We start from the raw sequence: 19184 nt of genomic DNA, 5'->3' as shown, positions 1-19184 counted from the left end.
GGGATGGGGGAGGATGGCAACAACCGTACGAAGGGAAATACACGGTGAGCATCGACCCGTCCTCGATTCCGAATTTCGGGGGACAGCCCCAGCCCCAGGCAGGACCGGCGGGCCCCGTCGTCCCCGACCAGGATCTGGTGAAGCAGCTCCTGGAGCAGATGGAGCTGAAGTACGTCGTCGACGACGAGGGTGACCTCGCGGCGCCGTGGGAGGACTTCCGCACGTACTTCATGTTCCGCGGCGAGAACGAGCAGCAGGTGTTCTCGGTGCGCACGTTCTACGACCGCCCGCACGCGGCCGACGACCGGTCCAGGATCCTCGACGCGATCGACGACTGGAACCGCCGCACCCTGTGGCCCAAGGTCTACACCCACCTGCACGAGGAGGAGGACGGCTCCGCCACCCTCCGCCTCATCGGTGAGGCGCAGATGCTGATCGGCACCGGCGTCGCCCTGGAGCACTTCGTGTCCTCCACGGTGAGCTGGGTCCGCGCCTCCATCGAGTTCGACAAGTGGATCGTCGAGCAGTTCGGCCTCGCCTCCCCGGAGGAGAAGGCCGAGGGCGGCGAAGAGGGCTGACGGCCCCGCCGCCACCGACCGCACAGGAGCCGGGTCCCCGCACGGGGGTCCGGCTCCCGGCGTCTCAGGCGAGCCGCTTGAGCCGGTCCACCGCCTCCTGGAGGACCTCGGTCCGCTTGCAGAAGGCGAAGCGGACGAAGGGCGCGCCGGCCTCGCGGTGGTCGTAGAAGACGGCGTTCGGGATGGCGACGACACCGGCCCGCTCCGGCAGCGAGCGGCAGAAGGCGAAGCCGTCGTCGGAGCCGAGGGGACGGATGTCGGTGGTGACGAAGTACGTGCCCTGAGGGCGGTACACCGCGAACCCGGCCTCGGCGAGCCCGTCGCTCAGCAGGTCCCGCTTGGCCCGGAGGTCGGCGCGCAGCCCGTCGTAGTAGGCGTCGGGGAGGCGCAGGGCCTCGGCGACGGCGTACTGGAAGGGGCCGGAGGAGACGTAGGTGAGGAACTGCTTGGCCGAGCGGACGGCCGCCGTCAGCTCCGGGCTCGCGGTGGTCCAGCCGACCTTCCAGCCGGTGAAGGAGTACGTCTTGCCGGCCGAGCCGATGGTGACGGTGCGGTCCCGCATCCCGGGGAGGGTCGCGATCGGCAGGTGGGCGGCGCCGTCGAAGACCAGGTGCTCGTAGACCTCGTCGGTGACGACGAGGAGGTCCCGTTCGACGGCGAGCTCGGCGATCGCGGTGAGCTCGGCGGGGGTGAGGACGGTGCCCGTGGGGTTGTGCGGGGTGTTGAGGAGGATCAGGCGGGTGCGGGGAGTGACGGCGGCCCGCAGCTCGTCGAGGTCGAGGACGAAGCGTCCGCCGGCGGCCCCGCCGCGGGGCCCCTCCTGGGGGCGGAGGGTGACCGGGACGCGGGTGCCGCCGGCCATCGCCACGCAGGCCGCGTACGAGTCGTAGTACGGCTCCAGGGCGATGACCTCGTCGCCGGGCTCGACCAGGGCCAGCAGCGCCGCCGCGATCGCCTCGGTGGCGCCCGCGGTGACCAGGACCTCCCGGTCGGGGTCGTACTCCAGGCCGTAGCGGGCGCGCTGGTGGTCGGCGATCGCGGCGCGCAGCTCGGGGACGCCGGGGCCGGGCGGGTACTGGTTGCCGTGGCCGTCGCGCAGGGCCCGGACGGCCGCCTCGCGCACCTCCTCGGGGCCGTCGGTGTCGGGGAAGCCCTGGCCGAGGTTGATCGACCCGGTCGAGGCGGCGAGTGCGGACATCTCGGCGAAGATCGTGGTTCCGAACTCCGCGAGCCGGCGGTTCAGCAGTGGCCTTGTCATGCCGGTCATCCTGGGCCGAAGCTCTGGACTTGCTCAAGTGCGCTTTGGGGTGCGCGCGGGGCGGGAATCCCCGGTGCACAGGCGGCAGCGAGCCGCCGGACACGGGGGAGACGACGATGGAGTTCCTCTTCATCATGTTCGTGGTGGTGCTGTTCTTCGTGCTGGTCCTCCGGGGCGGTGGGCGGGGGAGCGGCGGCCGTAGGAACCGGCGCGGCGGATGGTCCGACGGCGGCAGCTCCTGCGGCGGTTCGAGCTGCGGGAGCGGTGGCGGCTGCGGCGGGGGCGGTGGCGACTGACGGGGCCGTGGTGACTGACGGGGGCTTCGGTGATCGAAGGGGCCCGTGGTGACTTGCGGGGCCCGTGGGGCGACGGTCGCCGGACGGGGCGGGAGGGGTGTGCCGCGCGCTTCTGGCGCCCGCCCGGCGACCGGGCCCGTTTGAACAATTGCACTGTGGGGTCCCCGAAGAGGATGGAAACCACGGCAAGTTGGGTAAAAACGCTGCGAGTCGTCCGGCCCACGTGGTTCTCTCGCTCCTGTCAGAGACAGCCCTCGGACCCTGTGTGGACCCGAGCCGGCGAATCCCCCCATCGCGTGGAAGCCCTCTCCGGGGCGTCCCCGGCCCACCCGTCGAACCGTGGTTGCGGAGCCGACCCATGCTCACCACCCTGAAGACCTCCTACACCGACACGCGCGCGGCCGACCTGGCCTGGGCGCTGGGCCGCGAGCCGCTGCCCGCGCTCGCCGTGCTCGACCTCGAACTCTCCGGCGCCAAGCTCCAGTTGAGATTGCTGGGCGCCTCCCACCAGGTCCTTCTGGAGGAGGAGGGCCGCAGCTGCTCCGAGACCGTCGCCTGCATGCCGGGCAGCAGCACCCCGCTGCCGCTCGGCGTCTCCAAGCGGATCGGCGAATGGGAGTACGAATTCGCGGCCCGCGTCGAGACGCTGACGCAGGGCTCCTTCGCGGGCCGGGCGCAGGAGCTGCTGGCGCTGGTCGCCGACCATCCCCACGGGCTGGCCGGGACGTTCCCCGGTTCGCCGCACGCCTTCACCGCGATGCTGGCGCAGCGTCACGAGGGCCAGGTGCGCTGGCGGACCTGGCACGCCTACCCGCAGGAAGGCCAGCTCGTGGTCACCCGCACCCGGATCGGCGCCCGTATGCCCGCCGCGCTCTGAATACACCCGTGCGGCCCCAGATGCACTCGTGTGGGTGACAAGGGGTGGAGGGGTCGTGACGTAGCGTTACGAGCATGATCGAGCCGACCGTGACCCTGCCACCCACGAGGGTGCGACGCCGACCGCCGCCGCGGCCGCGCGCCCCGGTGCGGTGGCCGGTCCTCGTCGTCGTCTTCGTCTGCGCCGCCTGCGGTCTCGTCTACGAACTCGAACTCGTCGCCCTCGCCTCGTACCTGATCGGCGACTCGGTCACCCAGGCGTCCGTCGTGCTCTCCGTGATGGTCTTCGCGATGGGCCTGGGCTCGCTCCTCGCCAAGCGGCTGCGCTGCCGTGCCGCCGTCGGCTTCGGCCTGCTGGAGGGCGCGCTCGCGCTCATCGGCGGCACCTCGGCCCTGGTGCTGTACGCCTGTTTCGCCTGGCTCGGCGAGTCGCGCTGGGTCCTGGTGGCCTTCTCCCTGGCCATCGGGGTGCTCATCGGCGCCGAGATCCCGCTGCTGATGTCGCTCATCCAGAGAGCGCCGCAGCGGCCCGTCTCCACCGGCCGGGCGGGCCGGGCCGGGCGGCCCGCGGCGCCCGGCGACCCCGACGACGCGGCCGGCACGGTCGCCGACCTCTTCGCCGCCGACTACGTGGGCGCGCTCGTCGGCGGCCTCGCCTTCCCGTTCCTGCTGCTGCCCTGGCTGGGACAGCTCACCGGCGCGCTCGTCACCGGCGCGGTCAACGCGGTCGCGGGCGCCGTCCTGGTGCTCTGGTTCTTCCGCCGCGACCTCACGGCCCGCACCCGCGCGCTCGTCGTCGGCGTCAACCTCGCCGTCCTCGGCGTGCTCGCCACCGCGACCGTCCTCGTCGACGACTTCGAGGAGGCCGCCCGCCGGGCCGTGTACGGGGAGCGGGTCCGCGTCGCCGTCCACACCGACCTCCAGGAGGTCGTCGTCACCGGCGGCCCCGGGGACCTGCCCGACCTCTACCTCGACGGACGGCTGCGGGTCTCCGGCGCGGACGAGCACCGCTTCCACGAGGCGCTGGTCCACCCCGCGATGAACGGCCCGCACGGACGCGTCCTCATCGTCGGCGGCGGCGACGGGCTCGCCGCCCGCGAGGTGCTCCGCCACCCCGGCGTCCGCTCCGTCACCGTGGTCGAACTCGACCCCGGCCTCGTCCGGCTCGCCCGCACCGACCCCGCGCTCGCCGCGCTCAACGGACGGGCCTTCCGCGACCCGCGGGTGCGGGTGGTCCACGCCGACGCCTTCAACTGGCTCAGGGCCACCGCCGGGCATGTGCAGGAACGGTACGACGTGCTGATCTCCGATCTGCCCGACCCCGGGATCACCCGCAGCACCAAGCTGTACGCCCAGGAGTTCTACGGCCTCGCCGCCGGAGTCCTCGCCGACGGCGGCCGGCTCGTCGTGCACGCCGGCCCCGCCACCGACCGGCCCCGCACCTACTGGACCGCCGACGCCACCCTCCGCGCCGCCGGTTACGCCACCCGGCCGTACAGCGCCGAGGGCGGCACCCCCGGCTTCGCCGCCGGCCCCGACCGCGCCGACCGGGACAGCGGCACCCGCCACGAGCCCGACGACTGGGGCTTCCTGCTCGCCGTCCGCGGCACCCGGCCGCCCGCCCTCGGGCTCGCCGCCGACGCGCCCCCGCTCCGCTCCCTCGCCCCCCGCGACCTGGCCGCCGCCGCCCGCCGCGCCGAGCGGACCCGGATCACCGGACTCCCGCCGTCCACCCTCGTCCACCCCCGCTACATCGACTGAGCGGCACCCCGGGCGCGGCTCCCGGGACGAACGGGCGACGCCGGGCGCCCCGCTGAGTAGGCTCGGATCCCATGGAGCATGAGGTGTTCGTCCCGGTCCCGGCCGAGGCCCTGCGGGCCGTCCTCACCGACCCGGCCCGGGTCGCGCGGTGCGTCCCCGGCTTCCAGAGCGACGCCTCCGAGGAGGCCGCCGGAGCGGGCGAGGACCTCGTCGGCCGGCTCCGGCTCCGGGTCGGCGGCCACACCATCACCTACCGCGGCGGTCTGCGGATCGTCGAACGGGACGGCGCCATCACCTACGAGGGCGAGGGCGCCGAGGCCCGCGGCAAGGGCGTCGCCGAGGTCTCCCTCACCGTCGTCCTCACCCCGGCGGCCGAAGGCACCGGACTCAGCTTCACCGGCGCGCTCACCGCCACCGGCCGGCTCGCCGAGGAGCCCGAGGAGGCCCGGGAGGCCGCCCGCGCCCGGCTCCTGGACGCCTTCGTGGAGGCCGCCGCCGCGCTCGCGGCCGAGACCGCCGACGAGGCGCCCGACGGGGACACCGCCTTCGGCACCGGCGCCTTCGACGGCGGCCCCGCCCTCGACGAGGACCTCGCCCCCGCGGACCTCCGCGAACCGCTCCCGGCCGCCCCGGTGGACATCCCCGCCGCACCCGCGGCCGAGGCCGCCCACGCCCGCAGGACCATGATCGGCCGGAGCGCCGAGGAGGTGGACCACGCGCCGCCGCGCGGCCGGTACGCCCCGATGCCCGCGCCCGAGCCGAGCGGCGCCGGCGCCACCCTCCGCTGGGTCGCCCCCGCCGCCGCGCTCGCCCTCGCCTCCGCCGTCATCGTCGGCCGCGCACTGCGCCGCCGCCGCTAGGGCCTGTCCGAGGCCTGTCCGGGGATACCCGCCGCCGCCAGGAGGGCGTGGGAACGGTCCCATGATCCGGGCCCCAGGAATTAGGGTTCGGGCGTGAGCAACCTGACGCGACTGACGGCGGGCGACGCCGAGCTGACCATCAACCCCGAGCACGGCGGCCGGATCGAGAGCCTGCGCATCGCCGGCACCGAGGTCCTCAAGCAGGGCGAGCGCTACGGCAGCTTCCCGATGGTGCCCTGGTGCGGCCGGACCAGGGACGGCCTCTTCCGCGACGGGGCCACCACCCACCGACTGCCCCTCAACGCGGCCCCGCACGCCATCCACGGCACCGTCCGCGACCAGCCCTGGACGGTGGCCCGCGTCACCGCGACCGAGGCCGTCCTCACCTGCGAGCTCGGCGACCCCTGGCCGTACAAGGGCCGGGTCACCCAGGTCCTCGAACTGGCCGACGACCGGCTGACCCTGAGGTTCGGGGTGGAGGCGTACGACGACTCCTTCCCCGCGCAGGCCGGCTGGCACCCCTGGTTCCTGCGGAACCTCGGACAGGGCGGCGAGGACGTCCGCGTCGGCTTCACGCCCGACTGGCAGGAGGAGCGCGGCGACGACCACCTGCCCACCGGCCGCCGCATCGGCCCCACCCCCGGCCCTTGGGACGACTGCTTCGGCATGCCCGACGGCGTCGACGTCGCCCTCACCTGGCCGGGCGAGCTGGAGCTCAGGGTCACCAGCCGCGCCGAGTGGGTCGTGATCTACGACGAGCCCGAGGACGCCGTCTGCGTCGAGCCCCAGTCCGGCCCCCCGAACGGCCTCAACACCCACCCGCGCCTGGTCACCCCCATCGACCCCCTGGAGGTCGAGAGCGTCTGGGCGTGGCGGCGGCTTTAAGCTCGGGGCATGACTGACGTACGCGCTGAACTGCTCCAGCAGATCAAGGACAAGGCCGTGGTGCACGGCAAGGTGACCCTCTCCTCGGGTCTGGAAGCCGACTACTACATCGACCTTCGCCGGATCACGCTGGACGGCGAGGCCGCGCCGCTGGTCGGCCAGGTCATGCTCGACCTGACCCGTGACCTGGACTTCGACTGCGTCGGCGGCCTCACCCTCGGCGCCGACCCGGTCGCCACCTCGATGCTGCACGCCTCCGCCGCGCGCGGTCAGCGCCTCGACGCCTTCGTCGTGCGCAAGGCGCAGAAGGCGCACGGCATGCAGCGCCGGATCGAGGGCACCGACGTGAAGGGCCGCCGCTGCCTGGTGGTCGAGGACACCTCAACCACCGGCGGTTCCCCGCTGACGGCCGTTGAGGCCGTCCGCGAGGCCGGCGGCGAGGTCGTCGCCGTCGCCACGATCGTGGACCGGGGCGCGGCCGGCGCGATCTCCGGCGCGGGGCTCTCGTACCTCACCGGCTACCAGCTCTCGGACCTCGGACTCGCCTGAGGACCGAGGCCGGGGCCCGATGACCGGGCCCGGTGACCGGGGCCTGATGACCGGGCCCGAGGACCGGCGTAACCGCCGCGAAGTCGTGACTTAGGTCCCGGACCCCGGCGTATGCGGTTCTGACCTGCGCTTTTACCCAAGGGCGGGGTGTTTCACGTGAAACACCCCGCCCTTCGGCATGCGCCGCCCGTGGGAGGCCGCACAAGAGTCTGGAAAGATGGCACCGACGATGACGTCGCCCCTAGGTCAGGGACATAGCAACGCCCACACCCGCACATCACAAGGAGCGGACGAATGCCCATCGCAACCCCCGAGGTCTACGCCGAGATGCTCGACCGGGCGAAGGCTGGCAAGTTCGCCTACCCGGCCATCAACGTGACCTCGTCCCAGACCCTCCACGCGGCGCTGCGCGGGTTCGCCGAGGCCCAGAGCGACGGCATCATCCAGATCTCGACCGGTGGCGCCGAGTTCCTGGGCGGCCAGTACAGCAAGGACATGGTCACGGGCGCCGTCGCCCTGGCCGAGTTCGCGCACATCGTCGCCGCGAAGTACGACATCACCGTCGCGCTGCACACGGACCACTGCCCGAAGGACAAGCTGGACGGCTACGTCCGCCCGCTGCTCGACGTCTCCGCCGAGCGCGTCGCCCGCGGTGAGAACCCGCTCTTCCAGTCGCACATGTGGGACGGCTCCGCCGAGACCCTCGCCGACAACCTGTCCATCGCGCAGGAGCTGCTCGCGAAGGCCCACGCCGCCAAGATCATCCTTGAGGTCGAGATCACCCCGACCGGCGGCGAGGAGGACGGTGTCACCCACGAGATCAACGACGAGCTCTACACCACCGTCGACGACGCGATCCGCACCGCCGAGGCCCTGGGCCTGGGCGAGAAGGGCCGCTACCTGCTCGCCGCCTCCTTCGGCAACGTGCACGGCGTCTACAAGCCGGGCAACGTCGTCCTGCGCCCGGAGCTCCTCAAGGACCTCCAGGCCGGTGTCGCCGAGAAGTTCGGCCAGGCGTCCCCGTTCGACTTCGTCTTCCACGGCGGCTCCGGCTCGACCGCCGAGGAGATCGCCACCGCCATCGAGAACGGCGTGGTGAAGATGAACCTCGACACCGACACCCAGTACGCCTTCACCCGTCCGGTCGTGGACCACGTGTTCCGCAACTACGACGGTGTCCTGAAGGTCGACGGCGAGGTCGGCACCAAGTCGACGTACGACCCGCGCACCTGGGGCAAGCTCGCCGAGGCGGGCATGGCCAAGCGCGTCACCGAGGCGTCCGAGGCGCTGCGCTCGGCCGGCAAGAAGCTGAAGTAACAGCCGTGACCGAAGGGCCCGGCACCCCCGCGGTGCCGGGCCCTTCGCGTACCTGGAGGAGGGACCGATGTACGACTTCGACGAGGTGAGGGACCGGGCGGGCACCTGGTCGGTCCAGTGGGACGGGATCGCGGACCGCTTCGGTGTCTCCGAGCTCCTCCCCTTCACCATCTCCGACATGGACTTCGCCTCCCCGCCGGAGGTCCTGGAAGCCCTCCACGCCCGCGTCGCCCACGGCGTCTTCGGCTACACGGACTGGCGGCTCGGCGGCCCCGACGGCTTCCGCGAGGCGATACGCCACTGGTACGCGACCCGGTACGGCACCGCCGTCGACACCGAGGCGCTGGTCTACGCGCCCTCCGTGCTCAGCCAGCTCTCCCAGCTGCTGCGGATGTGGACCCGGCCCGGCGACGGGATCGTCACCCACACCCCCACCTACGACGGCTTCCGCAAGGCCGTCACCGGCCTCGGGCGCGAGCTGCGCGGGGTGCCGGTCGGCGACCTCGGCGCCCTGGAGCGGGAGCTGGCCCGTCCGGACAGCACGATGCTGCTGCTCTGCTCCCCGCACAACCCCACCGGGCGGGTGTGGACGGAGGCCGAGCTGACCGACTTCGCCCGGCTCGCCCGCCGCCACGGGGTGGCCGTCGTCAGCGACGAGATCCACGCCGACCTCACCACCGAGGGCCACCGGCACATCCCCTGGTCCCGGATCGCCGAGGCCGGCGGCGACCGGCGCTGGGCGCTCGTCACCTCCGGCACCAAGGCGTTCAACTTCCCGGCGCTCTCCGGTTCGTACGGCTTCCTCGGCGACCCGGAGGAGCGGGCGGCCTTCGTCCGGCGGATGGAGACCGGCGAGGGCCTCGCCTCCCCGGCCGTCCTCTCGCTCACCGCCCACATCGCCGCCTACCGGCACGGGGCCCCGTGGCTCGACGCCCTGCGCGGCTACGTCGCCGGCACGATGGCGATGATCGAGGAGCGGCTCGCCGACGGGCTGCCCGACGTCGTCTGGCAGCCGCCGCAGGCCGGCTACCTCGCCTGGATCGACCTCCGGCCGCTCGGCATCGACGACGCCCGGCTCCAGGAGGAACTGGTCGGCACCGAGAAGGTCGCGATCATGCCCGGCTCCACGTACGGCACCCCCGGCTTCGTCCGGCTCAACGTCGGCTGCCCCCGCGCCAAGGCCGAACGGGGCGTGGACGCCCTGGTCAGGGCGGCGACCCGGCTCCGCACCCGCTGACCGCGGGGGAGACGGGGAGGCGGCGGGCCCGGGTCCGGGGGACCATGCAGGCATGAGTGTGGCTGGGCCCGAGGTGCGGATGGCCTCCGGGACCGGGCGGTGGATCGTCTTCACGACCGTGCTCGGCTCCGGGATGGCACTGCTCGACTCCACCGTCGTCAACGTCGCGCTGCCGCACATCGGCGAGGACCTCGGCGCCGACCTCGCCGTGCTCCAGTGGACCGTCAACGCCTACATGCTGACGCTCGCCGGGCTGATCCTCCTCGGCGGCTCGCTCGGCGACCGGTACGGGCGGCGGCGGGTCTTCGTCGTCGGCGTGGTCTGGTTCGCCCTCGCCTCACTGCTCTGCGGACTCGCCCCGAACGCCGGGGTGCTCATCGCCGCCCGCGCCCTCCAGGGCGTCGGCGGGGCGCTGCTCACCCCCGGATCGCTCGCCCTGATCCAGGCGAGCTTCCACCCGGACGACCGGGCCCGGGCCGTCGGCCTGTGGTCCGGCTTCGGCGGCGTCGGGGCCGCGATCGGGCCGTTCGTCGGCGGCTGGCTCGTCGACGGACCCGGCTGGCGGTGGGTCTTCCTGCTCAACGTGCCGCTCGCCGTGCTCTGCGTGCCGGTCGCGCTGCGGCACGTGCCCGAATCCCGCGACGAGGCCGCGCACGGACGGTTCGACGTGCTCGGGGCGGTGCTCGGCGCGGCGGCACTCGGCCTCGTCACCTACGCGCTGATCGGCGCGGTGTGGTGGGCCGGAGCGGCGGGCGTGCTGGCCGGGGCCGGGTTCGTGGTGGTGGAGCGGCGGCGGGCCGAGCGGGCGATGGTGCCGCCGTCGATCTTCCGGTCCCGGCTCTTCACCGCCGTCAATCTGGTGACGCTCTGTGTGTACGCGGCCTTCGGCGGCTTCTTCTTCCTCGCCGCGCTCCAGCTCCAGGTCGTCTCCGGCTACTCCGCCCTCGCCGCCGGCACCGCCCTGCTGCCCACCACCGTCCTGATGCTGCTGCTCTCCGCGAGGTCCGGCGAGCTGGGGGAGCGGATCGGGCCCCGCATCCCGCTGACCGTCGGGCCGCTGCTGTGCGCCGCCGGGATGCTGCTGATGCTGCGGGTCGGGGAGGACGCCTCGTACGTCCGCGACGTCCTGCCCGCCCTCCTGGTGCTGGGCCTCGGCATGACCGCGCTGGTCGCGCCGCTGACCGCGACCGTCCTCGCCTCCGTCGACGTCTCCCGCGCCGGCCTCGCCAGCGGCATCAACAACGCGGCGGCGCGGGCGGCCGGGCTCATCGCGGTCGCGGCGCTGCCGCTGCTGACGGGGATGGGCCCGGAGGCGTACCGGTCGGCGGCGGAGTTCGACGAGACGTTCGGCAAGGCGATGCCGATCTGCGCGGGCGTGCTGCTGCTCGGCGCGGCGCTCGCCTGGTTCACGATGCGGACCCCCGAGGCGCCCTCCTGCCATCCCGGCTGCCGCCACCACTGCGGCGTGACCTCCCCGCCCCTGGATCCGGGCACCCCCTGACCCCCGCGTGCACCCAGGAGGGGACGGCGGGCGGGCGGACGGGTGGGGCAGACTGGGGGGATGGTTACGCATGAGAACTTGCTGGGCGGTCCCGCGCCGACGCTGCTGCCCGACGAGCCCGAGCCGCGCGAGCTCCTCGCGCAGGGCACCGCCCCCGCGGACGTCGCCGCGAAGTACCCGACCTCCTCGCTCGCGTGGGCGCAGCTCGCGGACGACGCGTTCGAGGCGGGCCGCGTGGTGGAGTCGTACGCCTACGCCCGCACCGGCTACCACCGCGCGCTCGACGCGCTGCGCCGCAACGGATGGAAGGGCCACGGCCCGGTGCCGTGGGAGCACGAGCCGAACCGCGGCTTCCTGCGCGCCCTGCACGCGCTGGCGCGCGCCGCGGGGGAGATCGGCGAGCAGGCCGAGTACGAGCGCTGCACGGCCTTCCTGCGCGACTCCTCGGAGACCGCCGCCGAGACGCTCGGCTGAGTGCCGTTCCCCCCGGCCGGTACGATCCGCGGAGCGGCCTGAACAGGGGGGAACTGTCATGGGCAAGCGGGGGGCGTCGACTCAGCGCCGGCAGAACCGACATAGCGGGACGAGCCGCCGCCGCGCGAGGACGCGTGTCACGCGCCGCGGCCGGCTCGTCCTCTCGACCCTGGTCCTGATGGGTGTCTCGCTCGGCGCGGGCGTGGCGCTCGCGCACTTCCGGGGCGACGACGGTGGCCCGGCCACCGCCGCCCCCGCACCGGTCTCCGAGGCGCCGTCGGCACCCGAGCCGACGGCGGCCCCGTCGAAGGAACCGACCCGCAAGGCCACGCCGAAGCCCACCGTCAAGCCCAAGCCCAAGCCCAAGCCGAAGCCCAAGCCCGAGCCGAAGCCCACGCCCAAGCCGAAGCCGGAGCCGAAGCCGAAGCCGACCGCCACGAAGAAGAAGCCCGTGACCGTGCCGCAGTCCGGCCCGGGTACCTTCACCACCGCCTCCGCCTCCGGACGGATCACCGGCACGAGTGGAGTGCTGCGCCGCTACCGGGTGCAGATCGAGGAGGGCGTCGACCTGTCGGCCCGGGGCACGGCCGAGGAGATCGAGGCGATACTCGCCCATCCGCGCGGCTGGGCCGCGCACGGCCGGGGCCGCTTCCAGCTGGTCAGGTCGGACGCCGACTTCGTGATCCGGATAGCCACCCCCGACACCGCGGACGCGCTCTGCGCCCGTCAGGGCCTCGACACCCACGGCGAGCTGAACTGCGAGACCACCGACGGCGTCGTGGTGAACCTCAAGCGGTGGATGCTGGGCTCGCCGACCTTCGCGGGGCCGCCGGAGGAGTACCGCCATCTGATCATCAACCACGAGGTCGGGCACGAGATCGGCATCCGGGAGCACATGGACTGCGGCGGCCCCGGCAAGCTCGCGCCCGCGATGATGCAGCAGATCAAGGGCCTGAACGGCTGCCGTTCGAACGCTTTTCCGTATGACGAAGACGGGGTCTACATCACCGGTCCGATCGTGTCATGATGCGTCTGGGACGGCGCGCGACGACGCACGCCTCCTGAGGGGACCGGGGCTCCCGTGGCGCCCGCCTTCCGCAGCGGAGGGGCGCACGCGGTGGAGCGGACCGCTACCCGGTAGTTCGTATCGAGGAGACAGAAATGTCGACCTACCAGGGTTCTCCCGATGCCTCCGGAGCCGACGCGGTCACCGACGCGCCGAACCTCGACTTCGCGGGCACCACGCCGTACGAGGACTACGTCCAGGCGGACGTCCTCACCCACCTCCAGCACCTCCGCTCGGACGACCCCGGCGAGATGGTCTTCCTGGTCACCACCCAGGTCATGGAGCTGTGGTTCACCGTCATCGTCCACGAGTGGGAGACCGCGAGCCGCGCCCTGCGCGAGGACCGGATGCCCGTCGCCGTCGACGCGCTGAAGCGCTCGGTGCGCGAGCTGGAGGCGCTCAACCACTCCTGGCGGCCGCTCTCCCAGCTCACCCCCGCCCAGTTCAACTCCTACCGGGGCGCGCTCGGCGAGGGCTCCGGCTTCCAGTCGGCGATGTACCGCCGCATGGAGTTCCTGCTCGGCGAGAAGTCGGCGTCCATGCTCGTCCCGCACCGGGGCGCGCCCCGCGTCCACGCCGAGCTGGAGAAGGCGCTGCACGAGCCGAGCCTGTACGACGAGGTGCTCGCGCTCCTCGCCCGGCGCGGCCTGCCCGTCCCGGCCTCCGTCCTCGCCCGCGACCTCACCCGGCGGTACGAGCCCTCGGCGGAGGTCGAGGCCGTGTGGGCGGCGCTCTACGCGGAGCCCGAGGCCGAGGCGAACGCCGAGCTGGTCCGGCTCGGCGAGGCACTCAGCGACGTCGCCGAACTGGTGTGGCGATGGCGCAACGACCACCTGGTGGCGACCCGCCGCGCGATGGGCTCCAAGACCGGCACCGGCGGCTCCGCGGGCGTGGCCTGGCTGGAGAAGCGCGCCCAGAAGAACGTGTTCCCCGAGCTCTGGACGGCCCGCAGCCATGTCTGACCTGAACCCGCGAGCCCTGGAGCTCGACGCCGCCGACCCGCTCGCCGGCCACCGCGCGAAGTTCGCCCTCGACGAGGCCACCGTCTACCTCGACGGCAACTCGCTCGGCGCCCTCCCCGCCCACGTCCCCGCCCGGATGGCCGACGTCATCGGCCGCGAGTGGGGCGAGCTGCGGATCCGGTCCTGGGACGAGTCGGGCTGGTGGACCGCTCCGGAGCGGATCGGCGACCGGATCGCCCCGCTCGTCGGCGCCGCCCCCGGGCAGATCGTCGTCGGCGACTCGACCAGCGTGAACGTCTTCAAGGCCGTCGTCGCGGCGGCCCGCCTCGCGGGGGAGGGACGCGACGAGATCCTGGTGGACGGTTCGACCTTTCCCACGGACGGGTACATCGCCGAGTCCGCCGCGCGGATGACCGGTCACCGGATCGTGCCCCTCGACCCGGCCGACATCCCCGCCGCGGCCGGCGAGCGGACCGCGCTCGCGCTCGTCAACCACGTCGACTACCGGACCGGGCGGCTCCACGACCTGCCCGGCACCACCGCCGCCCTCCACGCGGCGGGCGCGCTCGCCGTCTGGGACCTCTGCCACAGCGCCGGCGCCCTGCCCGTCGGCCTCGACGCGCACGGCGTGGACCTGGCCGTCGGCTGCACCTACAAGTACCTCAACGGCGGACCCGGTTCGCCCGCGTACCTGTACGTCGCCGACCGCCACCAGGACCGCTTCGACTCGCCCCTGCCGGGGTGGACCTCGCACGCCGACCCCTTCGCCATGACGCCCGGCTACCGGGCCGCCGAAGGCGCCGTCCGGGGCCGCGTCGGCACCCCGGACATCCTCTCCATGCTGGCCCTGGAGGCGGCGCTCGACGTGTGGGACGGGGTCGCGATCGACACCGTCCGCGCCAAGTCCCTCGCCCTCACGGACTTCTTCCTGGAGTGCGTGCGGGCGTACGTCCCCGAGGGCCGCGTCACCCCGGTCACCCCGGAGGCGCACGGCGAACGCGGCAGCCAGGTCGCGCTGCGCTGCGCGGACGCCGCCGCCGTCATGCCCGAGCTGATCAAGCGCGGAGTCGTCGGCGACCTGCGCCGCCCGGACGTCCTGCGGTTCGGCTTCACCCCGCTCTACGTCGGCTTCGCGGACGCCGAGCGCGCGGCCCGCATCCTCGCCGACGTCCTCGCCGAGGCGCCCGCCCCGGCCTAGGCCGTCCCTTCCGGATCGTGCCCCTCCCGGCCCGATCCGGAAGAAAACGGCAGAGCCGACTCACCTACGGTGGACGGTCGGTGACCGGTCGTCAGGTCTGATCTTCACCTGATCTGCGGGGCCCCGGACCCTGATACGGTCCCCGCAGGTCAGGCCGATTCGGCCCCGTCACCGAGAGGTTGGAACCCCCCATGCCGGACCCCGCCGCGCGCGACGCCGCCGAAGAGGCATCGGCCTTCTCGCACCCGGCCGTCCCTCCCGACGCCACCGCCGCGTACGGCGAACACCCCGACCAGATCGTCGACTTCCACGCCCCCCGGGACGACGGCGACGGGCGCGTCCCGCTCGTCGTCGTCCTGCACGGCGGCGCCTGGCGGGCCCCCTACGACCGGCTCCACATCAGCCCCTTCGCCGACTTCCTCGCCCGCCGCGGCTTCGCCGTCGCCAGCGTCGAGTACCGGCGCGGCCCCGGCCTGCCCCACCAGGGCGGTACGGCCCCGGTCGCCGGCCGCTGGCCGGAGACCTTCGACGACGTGGCCGCCGCCCTCGACGCGCTGCCGGAGCTCGCCGCCGCCCACCTGCCGCGCGCCGACCCGCACCGCACGGTCCTCACCGGCCACTCGGCCGGCGGACAGCTCGCCCTGTGGGCCGCCGCCCGGCACGTCCTGCCCGCCGGCTCCCCCTGGCGGCTGCCCGCCCCGCCCGCCCTGCGCGGGGTCGTCGCCCTCGCCCCGATCGGGCACTTCGAGCGGGCCCGCGAGCTCGACGTGTGCGGCGGCGCCGTCACCCAGCTGCTCGGCGGCGAGGAGGCGTACGGCGAACGGGCCGCCGCCACCGACCCGGCCCTGCTGCTGCCCACCGGCATCGCCACCGCCGTCGTCCAGGGCCGCGCGGACCTCACCGTCCCCGCCGAGGTCGCCGACGCGTTCGTCGAGGCGGCGGCGAAGGCGGGCGAGACGGTCGGCCTGACGCTCCTGGAGGACGTCGGCCACTTCCCCCTGATCGACCCGGCGGCCGACGCGTGCGCGGTCGTCGCGGAGGAGATCGCCCAGCTCGCGTACTAGGCGGGCGCCGGAAGGTAGTACTCAAGGGGGACGGCCCGGGATCCGTATCCAGCCGGACGCGGGCCGGCCCCGGGCTTCCGTACCGTGGTCGGCGTGAATCCGACACAGACCCCCGACACGGGCAGCCGCAGCCCCGAGCTCCGCATGACGCTGGACGCGCTCGGAGGACTGCGCGCGGACCTCAGCGGCGACGCCCTCTCCTACCGTCCGCTGCCCCGGCTCGCGCCGGACAGCCCCGTCCTGCGCTTCCTGCCCCGGCGCCTGCGCCCGCACGCCGGGCTGCTGCCGCACGCGGCGATCTGCTTCCTCGCCCTGGTGACCCTCGTCCTCGGCTTCGACCGCGTCACCGACTCCGTCGGCCCGGTCGCCCTCGTCACCTGCCTGGTGCCGACGGCCGCGGTGCTCCTCACCCTGAGCCGTCCGGTGACGGCCTTCTGGCTCTCGCTGGGCTCCACGCCCTTCGTCGCCTACCTGAGCGGGTACGACGGCTGGCCCTGGACGCCGAACGGCTTCGCCGCCCACCTCTCGATCATGGTGATCGTCGCCCTGCGGACCGGTCCCAGGACCGCCGCGTGGATATGGGTGATCACCGCCGCGTACGCCACCTTCACCTCCTTCTTCCTGAGCATGGGCTCGTGGTACGGCTTCAACGGCGTCGAGATGGTGTTCTGGTCGGCGTTCTTCCTGCTGGTCATCGCGATGGTCCAGATCCGCCGCCAGGCGGCCCGCGAGGTCACCGCCCAGCAGACCGTCACCGCCGTCGAGCGGTCCAAGCGGACCCTCCTCGAAGAGCGCACCACCATCGCGCGGGAGCTGCACGACGTCGTCGCGCACCACATGTCCGTGGTCGCCATCCAGGCCGAGGCCGCGCCCTACCGGGTGGAGAACCCGCCGCCGGAGCTGGAGCAGGCGTTCCGCACCATCCGGGAGAACGCCGTCGCCGCCCTCACCGAGCTGCGCCGCATCCTCGGTGTCGTCCGCGCCGAGGACTACGAGGCCCCCGACGCCCCGCAGCCGACCCTCGCCGACCTGCACGGTCTGGTCGACAACGTCCGGGAGGCCGGGCTCGACGTCTCCATGGCCGTGACCGGCGCGGTGCGCGAGCTGCCGCAGGGCGTGGAGCTCTCCGCGTACCGGATCGTCCAGGAGGCCCTGTCCAACGTGCTGCGGCACGCGCCGGGCGCCGACGCGAAGGTCGAGGTCAGCCATGTGCTCGGCGGCCTCGGGCTGCGGATCGCCAACGGGCCCGCGCGCGGCCTCGTGAAGCCCTCCCCCGGCGCCGGCCACGGCATCACCGGCATGCGGGAACGTGTCACGATGCTCGGCGGGGAGATGACCGACGGGCCGACCGACGACGGCGGCTACGAGGTCGCCGTGTTCGTCCCCGTCCAGCGCGAAGGGACCGACCAGTGATCAAGGTGCTGATCGTCGACGACCAGATCATGGTCCGCGAGGGCTTCTCCGTGCTGCTCGGCGCGATGCCGGACATCGAGGTCGTCGGCGAGGCCGTCAACGGGCGGGAGGCGATCGCCCAGGTCGCCGCGCTCCGCCCGGACGTCGTCCTCATGGACATCCGGATGCCCGAGCTCAACGGCATCGACGCCACCCGGGAGATCGTCGCCGCCGACGCGGACGCCAAGGTGCTCGTCCTGACCACCTTCGACCTCGACGAGTACGTGTACCAGGCGCTGCGCGCCGGCGCCTCCGGCTTCCTCCTCAAGGACGCCTCGGCCCGGCAGCTCGCGGAGGGCGTCCGGGTCGTCGCGGCGGGAGAGGCGCTGCTCGCGCCGACCGTGACGAAGCGGCTGATCACCGAGTTCGCCCGGTCCGCCGACACCGCGCCGAAGGCGCCCGCCGTCGCCCAGATCGGCGAACTGACCGAGCGCGAGACGGAGGTGCTGGTGCTGATCGCCCAGGGCCTCTCCAACCAGGAGATCGCCGGCCACCTCGTCGTCGCCGAGTCGACGATCAAGACCCACGTCAGCCGGATCCTGGTGAAGCTGGGCCTGCGCGACCGGACGCAGGCGGCGGTCTTCGCGTACGAGGCGCGCCTGGTGCAGGTCGGGCGGTAGCGTCCCCGGCATGGACGCCGCCGCAGTGTTCGACCCCTGGTCCCCGGAGTTCGTCGCCGACCCGTACCCGGCGTACGCGGAGCTGCGGGAGGCCGGCCGCGCCCACTGGTACGGCCCCACCCGGCAGTGGCTGGTCCCGCACCACGAGGACGTGTCGGCGCTGCTGCGGGACCGGCGCCTGGGGCGCACGTACACCCATCGCTTCACCCACGAGGAATTCGGCCGGCCGGCCCCCGACCCGCTGCACGAGCCCTTCCACACCCTCAACGACCACGGGCTGCTCGACCTGGAGGGCGCCGACCACACCCGGATCCGGCGGCTGGTGTCGAAGGCGTTCACCCCGAGGACGGTGGAGCGGCTGGCGCCGACGGTACGGGAGCTGGCGGCGGGACTGGTCGGCGAGCTGGTCGCGGCGGGCGGCGGCGACCTCCAGGCGGCGGTCGCCGAACCCCTGCCGGTCGCGGTGATCGCCGCGATGCTGGGCGTCCCGGAGGAGGACGAGGAGCGGGCGATGCTGCGGCCCTGGTCGGCGGCGATCTGCGGGATGTTCGAGCTGAACCCGTCGGAGGAGACGGCCCGGCGGGCGGTCGCCGCCTCGATCGAGTTCTCCGGCTATCTGCGGGAGCTGATCGCGCGCCGGCGGGCCGACCCGGGAGACGACCTGATCTCGGCGCTCATCGGGGTCGAGGAGCTGACCGAGCAGGAGATGATCTCCACCTGCGTGCTGCTCCTGAACGCGGGGCACGAGGCGACCGTGAACACCACGGTGGGCGGGGTGCGGACGCTGCTGGCGCACGGGGAGTGGCCGGCCCTCGCCCTCGCTCCGGAGAAGTTGTCCACAGCTGTGGACGAACTCCTCCGCTACGACACACCGCTCCAGATGTTCGAGCGGTGGGTCCTCGACGACATCGAGGTCGGCGGGACGGTGATCCCCCGCGGCTCGGAGGTCGCGCTCCTCTTCGGCTCCGCCAACCGCGACCCGGCCCGCTTCGGCCCCACCGCCGACACCCTCGACCTCACCCGCGCGGACAACCCCCACGTCACCTTCGGCGCCGGCATCCACTACTGCCTGGGCGCCCCCCTGGCCCGCCTGGAACTCGCCGCGGTGTTCGGCGAGCTGCTCCACCGGGCCCCCGCCCTCCGCCTCGCCGCCGACCCCGTCCGCACCCCCGGCTACGTCATCCGGGGCTTCGACGCCCTCCTCGTGGAGGTCTGAGGCGCCTCGGAGTC

Annotated in this window: 19 protein-coding genes; 18 read left to right on the top strand and 1 reads right to left on the bottom strand. The window is 73.6% G+C overall.

From position 1 onward, the window contains the following. Window positions 1-44 precede the first annotated feature (44 nt). Window positions 45-578 (top strand): YbjN domain-containing protein, encoded by a 534-nt coding sequence (locus ACFYT9_RS03455; protein ID WP_376601174.1) that lies wholly within the window; start codon window positions 45-47, stop codon window positions 576-578. A 64-nt stretch (window positions 579-642) separates the two neighbouring features. Here ACFYT9_RS03455 and ACFYT9_RS03450 read toward each other — a convergent pair whose 3' ends face one another. After that, entirely contained in the window at window positions 643-1845 is a 1203-nt protein-coding gene (locus tag ACFYT9_RS03450) for a pyridoxal phosphate-dependent aminotransferase (RefSeq protein WP_389160673.1), read from the bottom strand. A gap of 107 nt (window positions 1846-1952) precedes the next feature. On the opposite strand from ACFYT9_RS03450, the gene ACFYT9_RS03445 reads away from it, so the two are divergent. The 17 genes from ACFYT9_RS03445 (at window position 1953) to ACFYT9_RS03365 (ending at window position 19170) form a co-directional block, all read left to right on the top strand. Further along, window positions 1953-2132 carry a hypothetical protein gene (locus tag ACFYT9_RS03445; protein WP_376601177.1) on the top strand — a complete coding sequence of 60 codons (180 nt, stop codon included), beginning with the start codon at window positions 1953-1955 and terminating at the stop codon, window positions 2130-2132. A gap of 358 nt (window positions 2133-2490) precedes the next feature. Further along, window positions 2491-3009 carry a DUF2617 family protein gene (locus tag ACFYT9_RS03440; RefSeq protein ID WP_376601179.1) on the top strand — a complete coding sequence of 173 codons (519 nt, stop codon included), beginning with the start codon at window positions 2491-2493 and terminating at the stop codon, window positions 3007-3009. A gap of 74 nt (window positions 3010-3083) precedes the next feature. Continuing rightward, on the top strand, window positions 3084-4769 hold the full coding sequence (locus ACFYT9_RS03435) for a polyamine aminopropyltransferase (protein WP_389160672.1): 1686 nt from the start codon (window positions 3084-3086) through the stop codon (window positions 4767-4769). 71 nt (window positions 4770-4840) lie between these two features. After that, window positions 4841-5629, top strand: a complete 789-nt coding sequence (locus ACFYT9_RS03430) for an SRPBCC family protein (protein WP_389160670.1) — start codon at window positions 4841-4843, stop codon at window positions 5627-5629. 93 nt (window positions 5630-5722) lie between these two features. Beyond that, entirely contained in the window at window positions 5723-6514 is a 792-nt protein-coding gene (locus ACFYT9_RS03425) for an aldose 1-epimerase (protein WP_389160668.1), read from the top strand. Between the two features lie 9 nt (window positions 6515-6523). After that, window positions 6524-7063: an orotate phosphoribosyltransferase gene (gene pyrE, locus ACFYT9_RS03420; protein WP_389160667.1), complete on the top strand. Its 540-nt coding sequence runs from the start codon at window positions 6524-6526 to the stop codon at window positions 7061-7063. 294 nt (window positions 7064-7357) lie between these two features. Next, the gene (gene fbaA, locus ACFYT9_RS03415; protein ID WP_376602077.1) at window positions 7358-8380 is read left to right on the top strand and encodes a class II fructose-bisphosphate aldolase; all 1023 of its coding nucleotides are present in this window, start codon (window positions 7358-7360) and stop codon (window positions 8378-8380) included. Between the two features lie 67 nt (window positions 8381-8447). After that, window positions 8448-9617 (top strand): MalY/PatB family protein, encoded by a 1170-nt coding sequence (locus ACFYT9_RS03410; protein ID WP_389160665.1) that lies wholly within the window; start codon window positions 8448-8450, stop codon window positions 9615-9617. A gap of 52 nt (window positions 9618-9669) precedes the next feature. Next, window positions 9670-11118, top strand: coding sequence for an MFS transporter (locus ACFYT9_RS03405; protein ID WP_389160664.1), 1449 nt, complete (start codon window positions 9670-9672; stop codon window positions 11116-11118). 60 nt (window positions 11119-11178) lie between these two features. Further along, on the top strand, window positions 11179-11592 hold the full coding sequence (locus ACFYT9_RS03400) for a DUF3151 domain-containing protein (RefSeq protein ID WP_376602080.1): 414 nt from the start codon (window positions 11179-11181) through the stop codon (window positions 11590-11592). Between the two features lie 178 nt (window positions 11593-11770). Next, window positions 11771-12619, top strand: a complete 849-nt coding sequence (locus tag ACFYT9_RS03395; protein ID WP_389160663.1) for a DUF3152 domain-containing protein — start codon at window positions 11771-11773, stop codon at window positions 12617-12619. Window positions 12620-12753: 134 nt separating this feature from the next. Further along, window positions 12754-13620, top strand: coding sequence for a tryptophan 2,3-dioxygenase family protein (locus ACFYT9_RS03390; protein ID WP_376602082.1), 867 nt, complete (start codon window positions 12754-12756; stop codon window positions 13618-13620). Beyond that, window positions 13613-14818: a kynureninase gene (gene kynU / locus ACFYT9_RS03385; RefSeq protein WP_389160661.1), complete on the top strand. Its 1206-nt coding sequence runs from the start codon at window positions 13613-13615 to the stop codon at window positions 14816-14818. The genes ACFYT9_RS03390 and kynU overlap by 8 nt, the downstream gene beginning before the upstream one ends. Window positions 14819-15009: 191 nt before the next feature. Next, window positions 15010-15882, top strand: coding sequence for an alpha/beta hydrolase family protein (locus tag ACFYT9_RS03380; RefSeq protein WP_387275104.1), 873 nt, complete (start codon window positions 15010-15012; stop codon window positions 15880-15882). 144 nt (window positions 15883-16026) lie between these two features. Further along, window positions 16027-17295: a sensor histidine kinase gene (locus ACFYT9_RS03375; protein WP_389161086.1), complete on the top strand. Its 1269-nt coding sequence runs from the start codon at window positions 16027-16029 to the stop codon at window positions 17293-17295. Beyond that, a complete protein-coding gene (locus ACFYT9_RS03370) occupies window positions 17292-17954 on the top strand; it encodes a response regulator transcription factor (protein WP_360307021.1) in 663 nt (220 codons plus the stop codon). The genes ACFYT9_RS03375 and ACFYT9_RS03370 overlap by 4 nt, the downstream gene beginning before the upstream one ends. Before the next feature lie 10 nt (window positions 17955-17964). Next, the gene (locus tag ACFYT9_RS03365; RefSeq protein WP_389160660.1) at window positions 17965-19170 is read left to right on the top strand and encodes a cytochrome P450; all 1206 of its coding nucleotides are present in this window, start codon (window positions 17965-17967) and stop codon (window positions 19168-19170) included. The last annotated feature ends 14 nt before the right edge of the window (window positions 19171-19184 follow it).

Origin of the sequence: Streptomyces sp. NPDC004435, assembly GCF_042873895.1 — a bacterium.
Classification (GTDB): Bacteria; Actinomycetota; Actinomycetes; order Streptomycetales; family Streptomycetaceae; genus Streptomyces.
This window is presented reverse-complemented; position numbering and strand designations above follow the sequence as displayed.

Bases quoted from the DNA above. Each gene is read 5' to 3' on its own strand.
- ACFYT9_RS03410 (WP_389160665.1), top strand. From the start codon at position 8,448: ATGTACGACTTCGACGAGGTGAGGGACCGGGCGGGCACCTGGTCGGTC.
- ACFYT9_RS03440 (WP_376601179.1), top strand. From the start codon at position 2,491: ATGCTCACCACCCTGAAGACCTCCTACACCGACACGCGCGCGGCCGAC.
- pyrE (WP_389160667.1), top strand. From the start codon at position 6,524: ATGACTGACGTACGCGCTGAACTGCTCCAGCAGATCAAGGACAAGGCC.
- ACFYT9_RS03365 (WP_389160660.1), top strand. From the start codon at position 17,965: ATGGACGCCGCCGCAGTGTTCGACCCCTGGTCCCCGGAGTTCGTCGCC.
- ACFYT9_RS03380 (WP_387275104.1), top strand. From the start codon at position 15,010: ATGCCGGACCCCGCCGCGCGCGACGCCGCCGAAGAGGCATCGGCCTTC.
- ACFYT9_RS03400 (WP_376602080.1), top strand. From the start codon at position 11,179: ATGGTTACGCATGAGAACTTGCTGGGCGGTCCCGCGCCGACGCTGCTG.
- ACFYT9_RS03435 (WP_389160672.1), top strand. From the start codon at position 3,084: ATGATCGAGCCGACCGTGACCCTGCCACCCACGAGGGTGCGACGCCGA.
- ACFYT9_RS03405 (WP_389160664.1), top strand. From the start codon at position 9,670: ATGAGTGTGGCTGGGCCCGAGGTGCGGATGGCCTCCGGGACCGGGCGG.
- ACFYT9_RS03430 (WP_389160670.1), top strand. From the start codon at position 4,841: ATGGAGCATGAGGTGTTCGTCCCGGTCCCGGCCGAGGCCCTGCGGGCC.
- kynU (WP_389160661.1), top strand. From the start codon at position 13,613: ATGTCTGACCTGAACCCGCGAGCCCTGGAGCTCGACGCCGCCGACCCG.
- ACFYT9_RS03445 (WP_376601177.1), top strand. From the start codon at position 1,953: ATGGAGTTCCTCTTCATCATGTTCGTGGTGGTGCTGTTCTTCGTGCTG.
- ACFYT9_RS03390 (WP_376602082.1), top strand. From the start codon at position 12,754: ATGTCGACCTACCAGGGTTCTCCCGATGCCTCCGGAGCCGACGCGGTC.
- ACFYT9_RS03395 (WP_389160663.1), top strand. From the start codon at position 11,771: ATGGGTGTCTCGCTCGGCGCGGGCGTGGCGCTCGCGCACTTCCGGGGC.
- ACFYT9_RS03450 (WP_389160673.1), bottom strand. From the start codon at position 1,845: ATGACCGGCATGACAAGGCCACTGCTGAACCGCCGGCTCGCGGAGTTC.
- ACFYT9_RS03375 (WP_389161086.1), top strand. From the start codon at position 16,027: ATGACGCTGGACGCGCTCGGAGGACTGCGCGCGGACCTCAGCGGCGAC.
- fbaA (WP_376602077.1), top strand. From the start codon at position 7,358: ATGCCCATCGCAACCCCCGAGGTCTACGCCGAGATGCTCGACCGGGCG.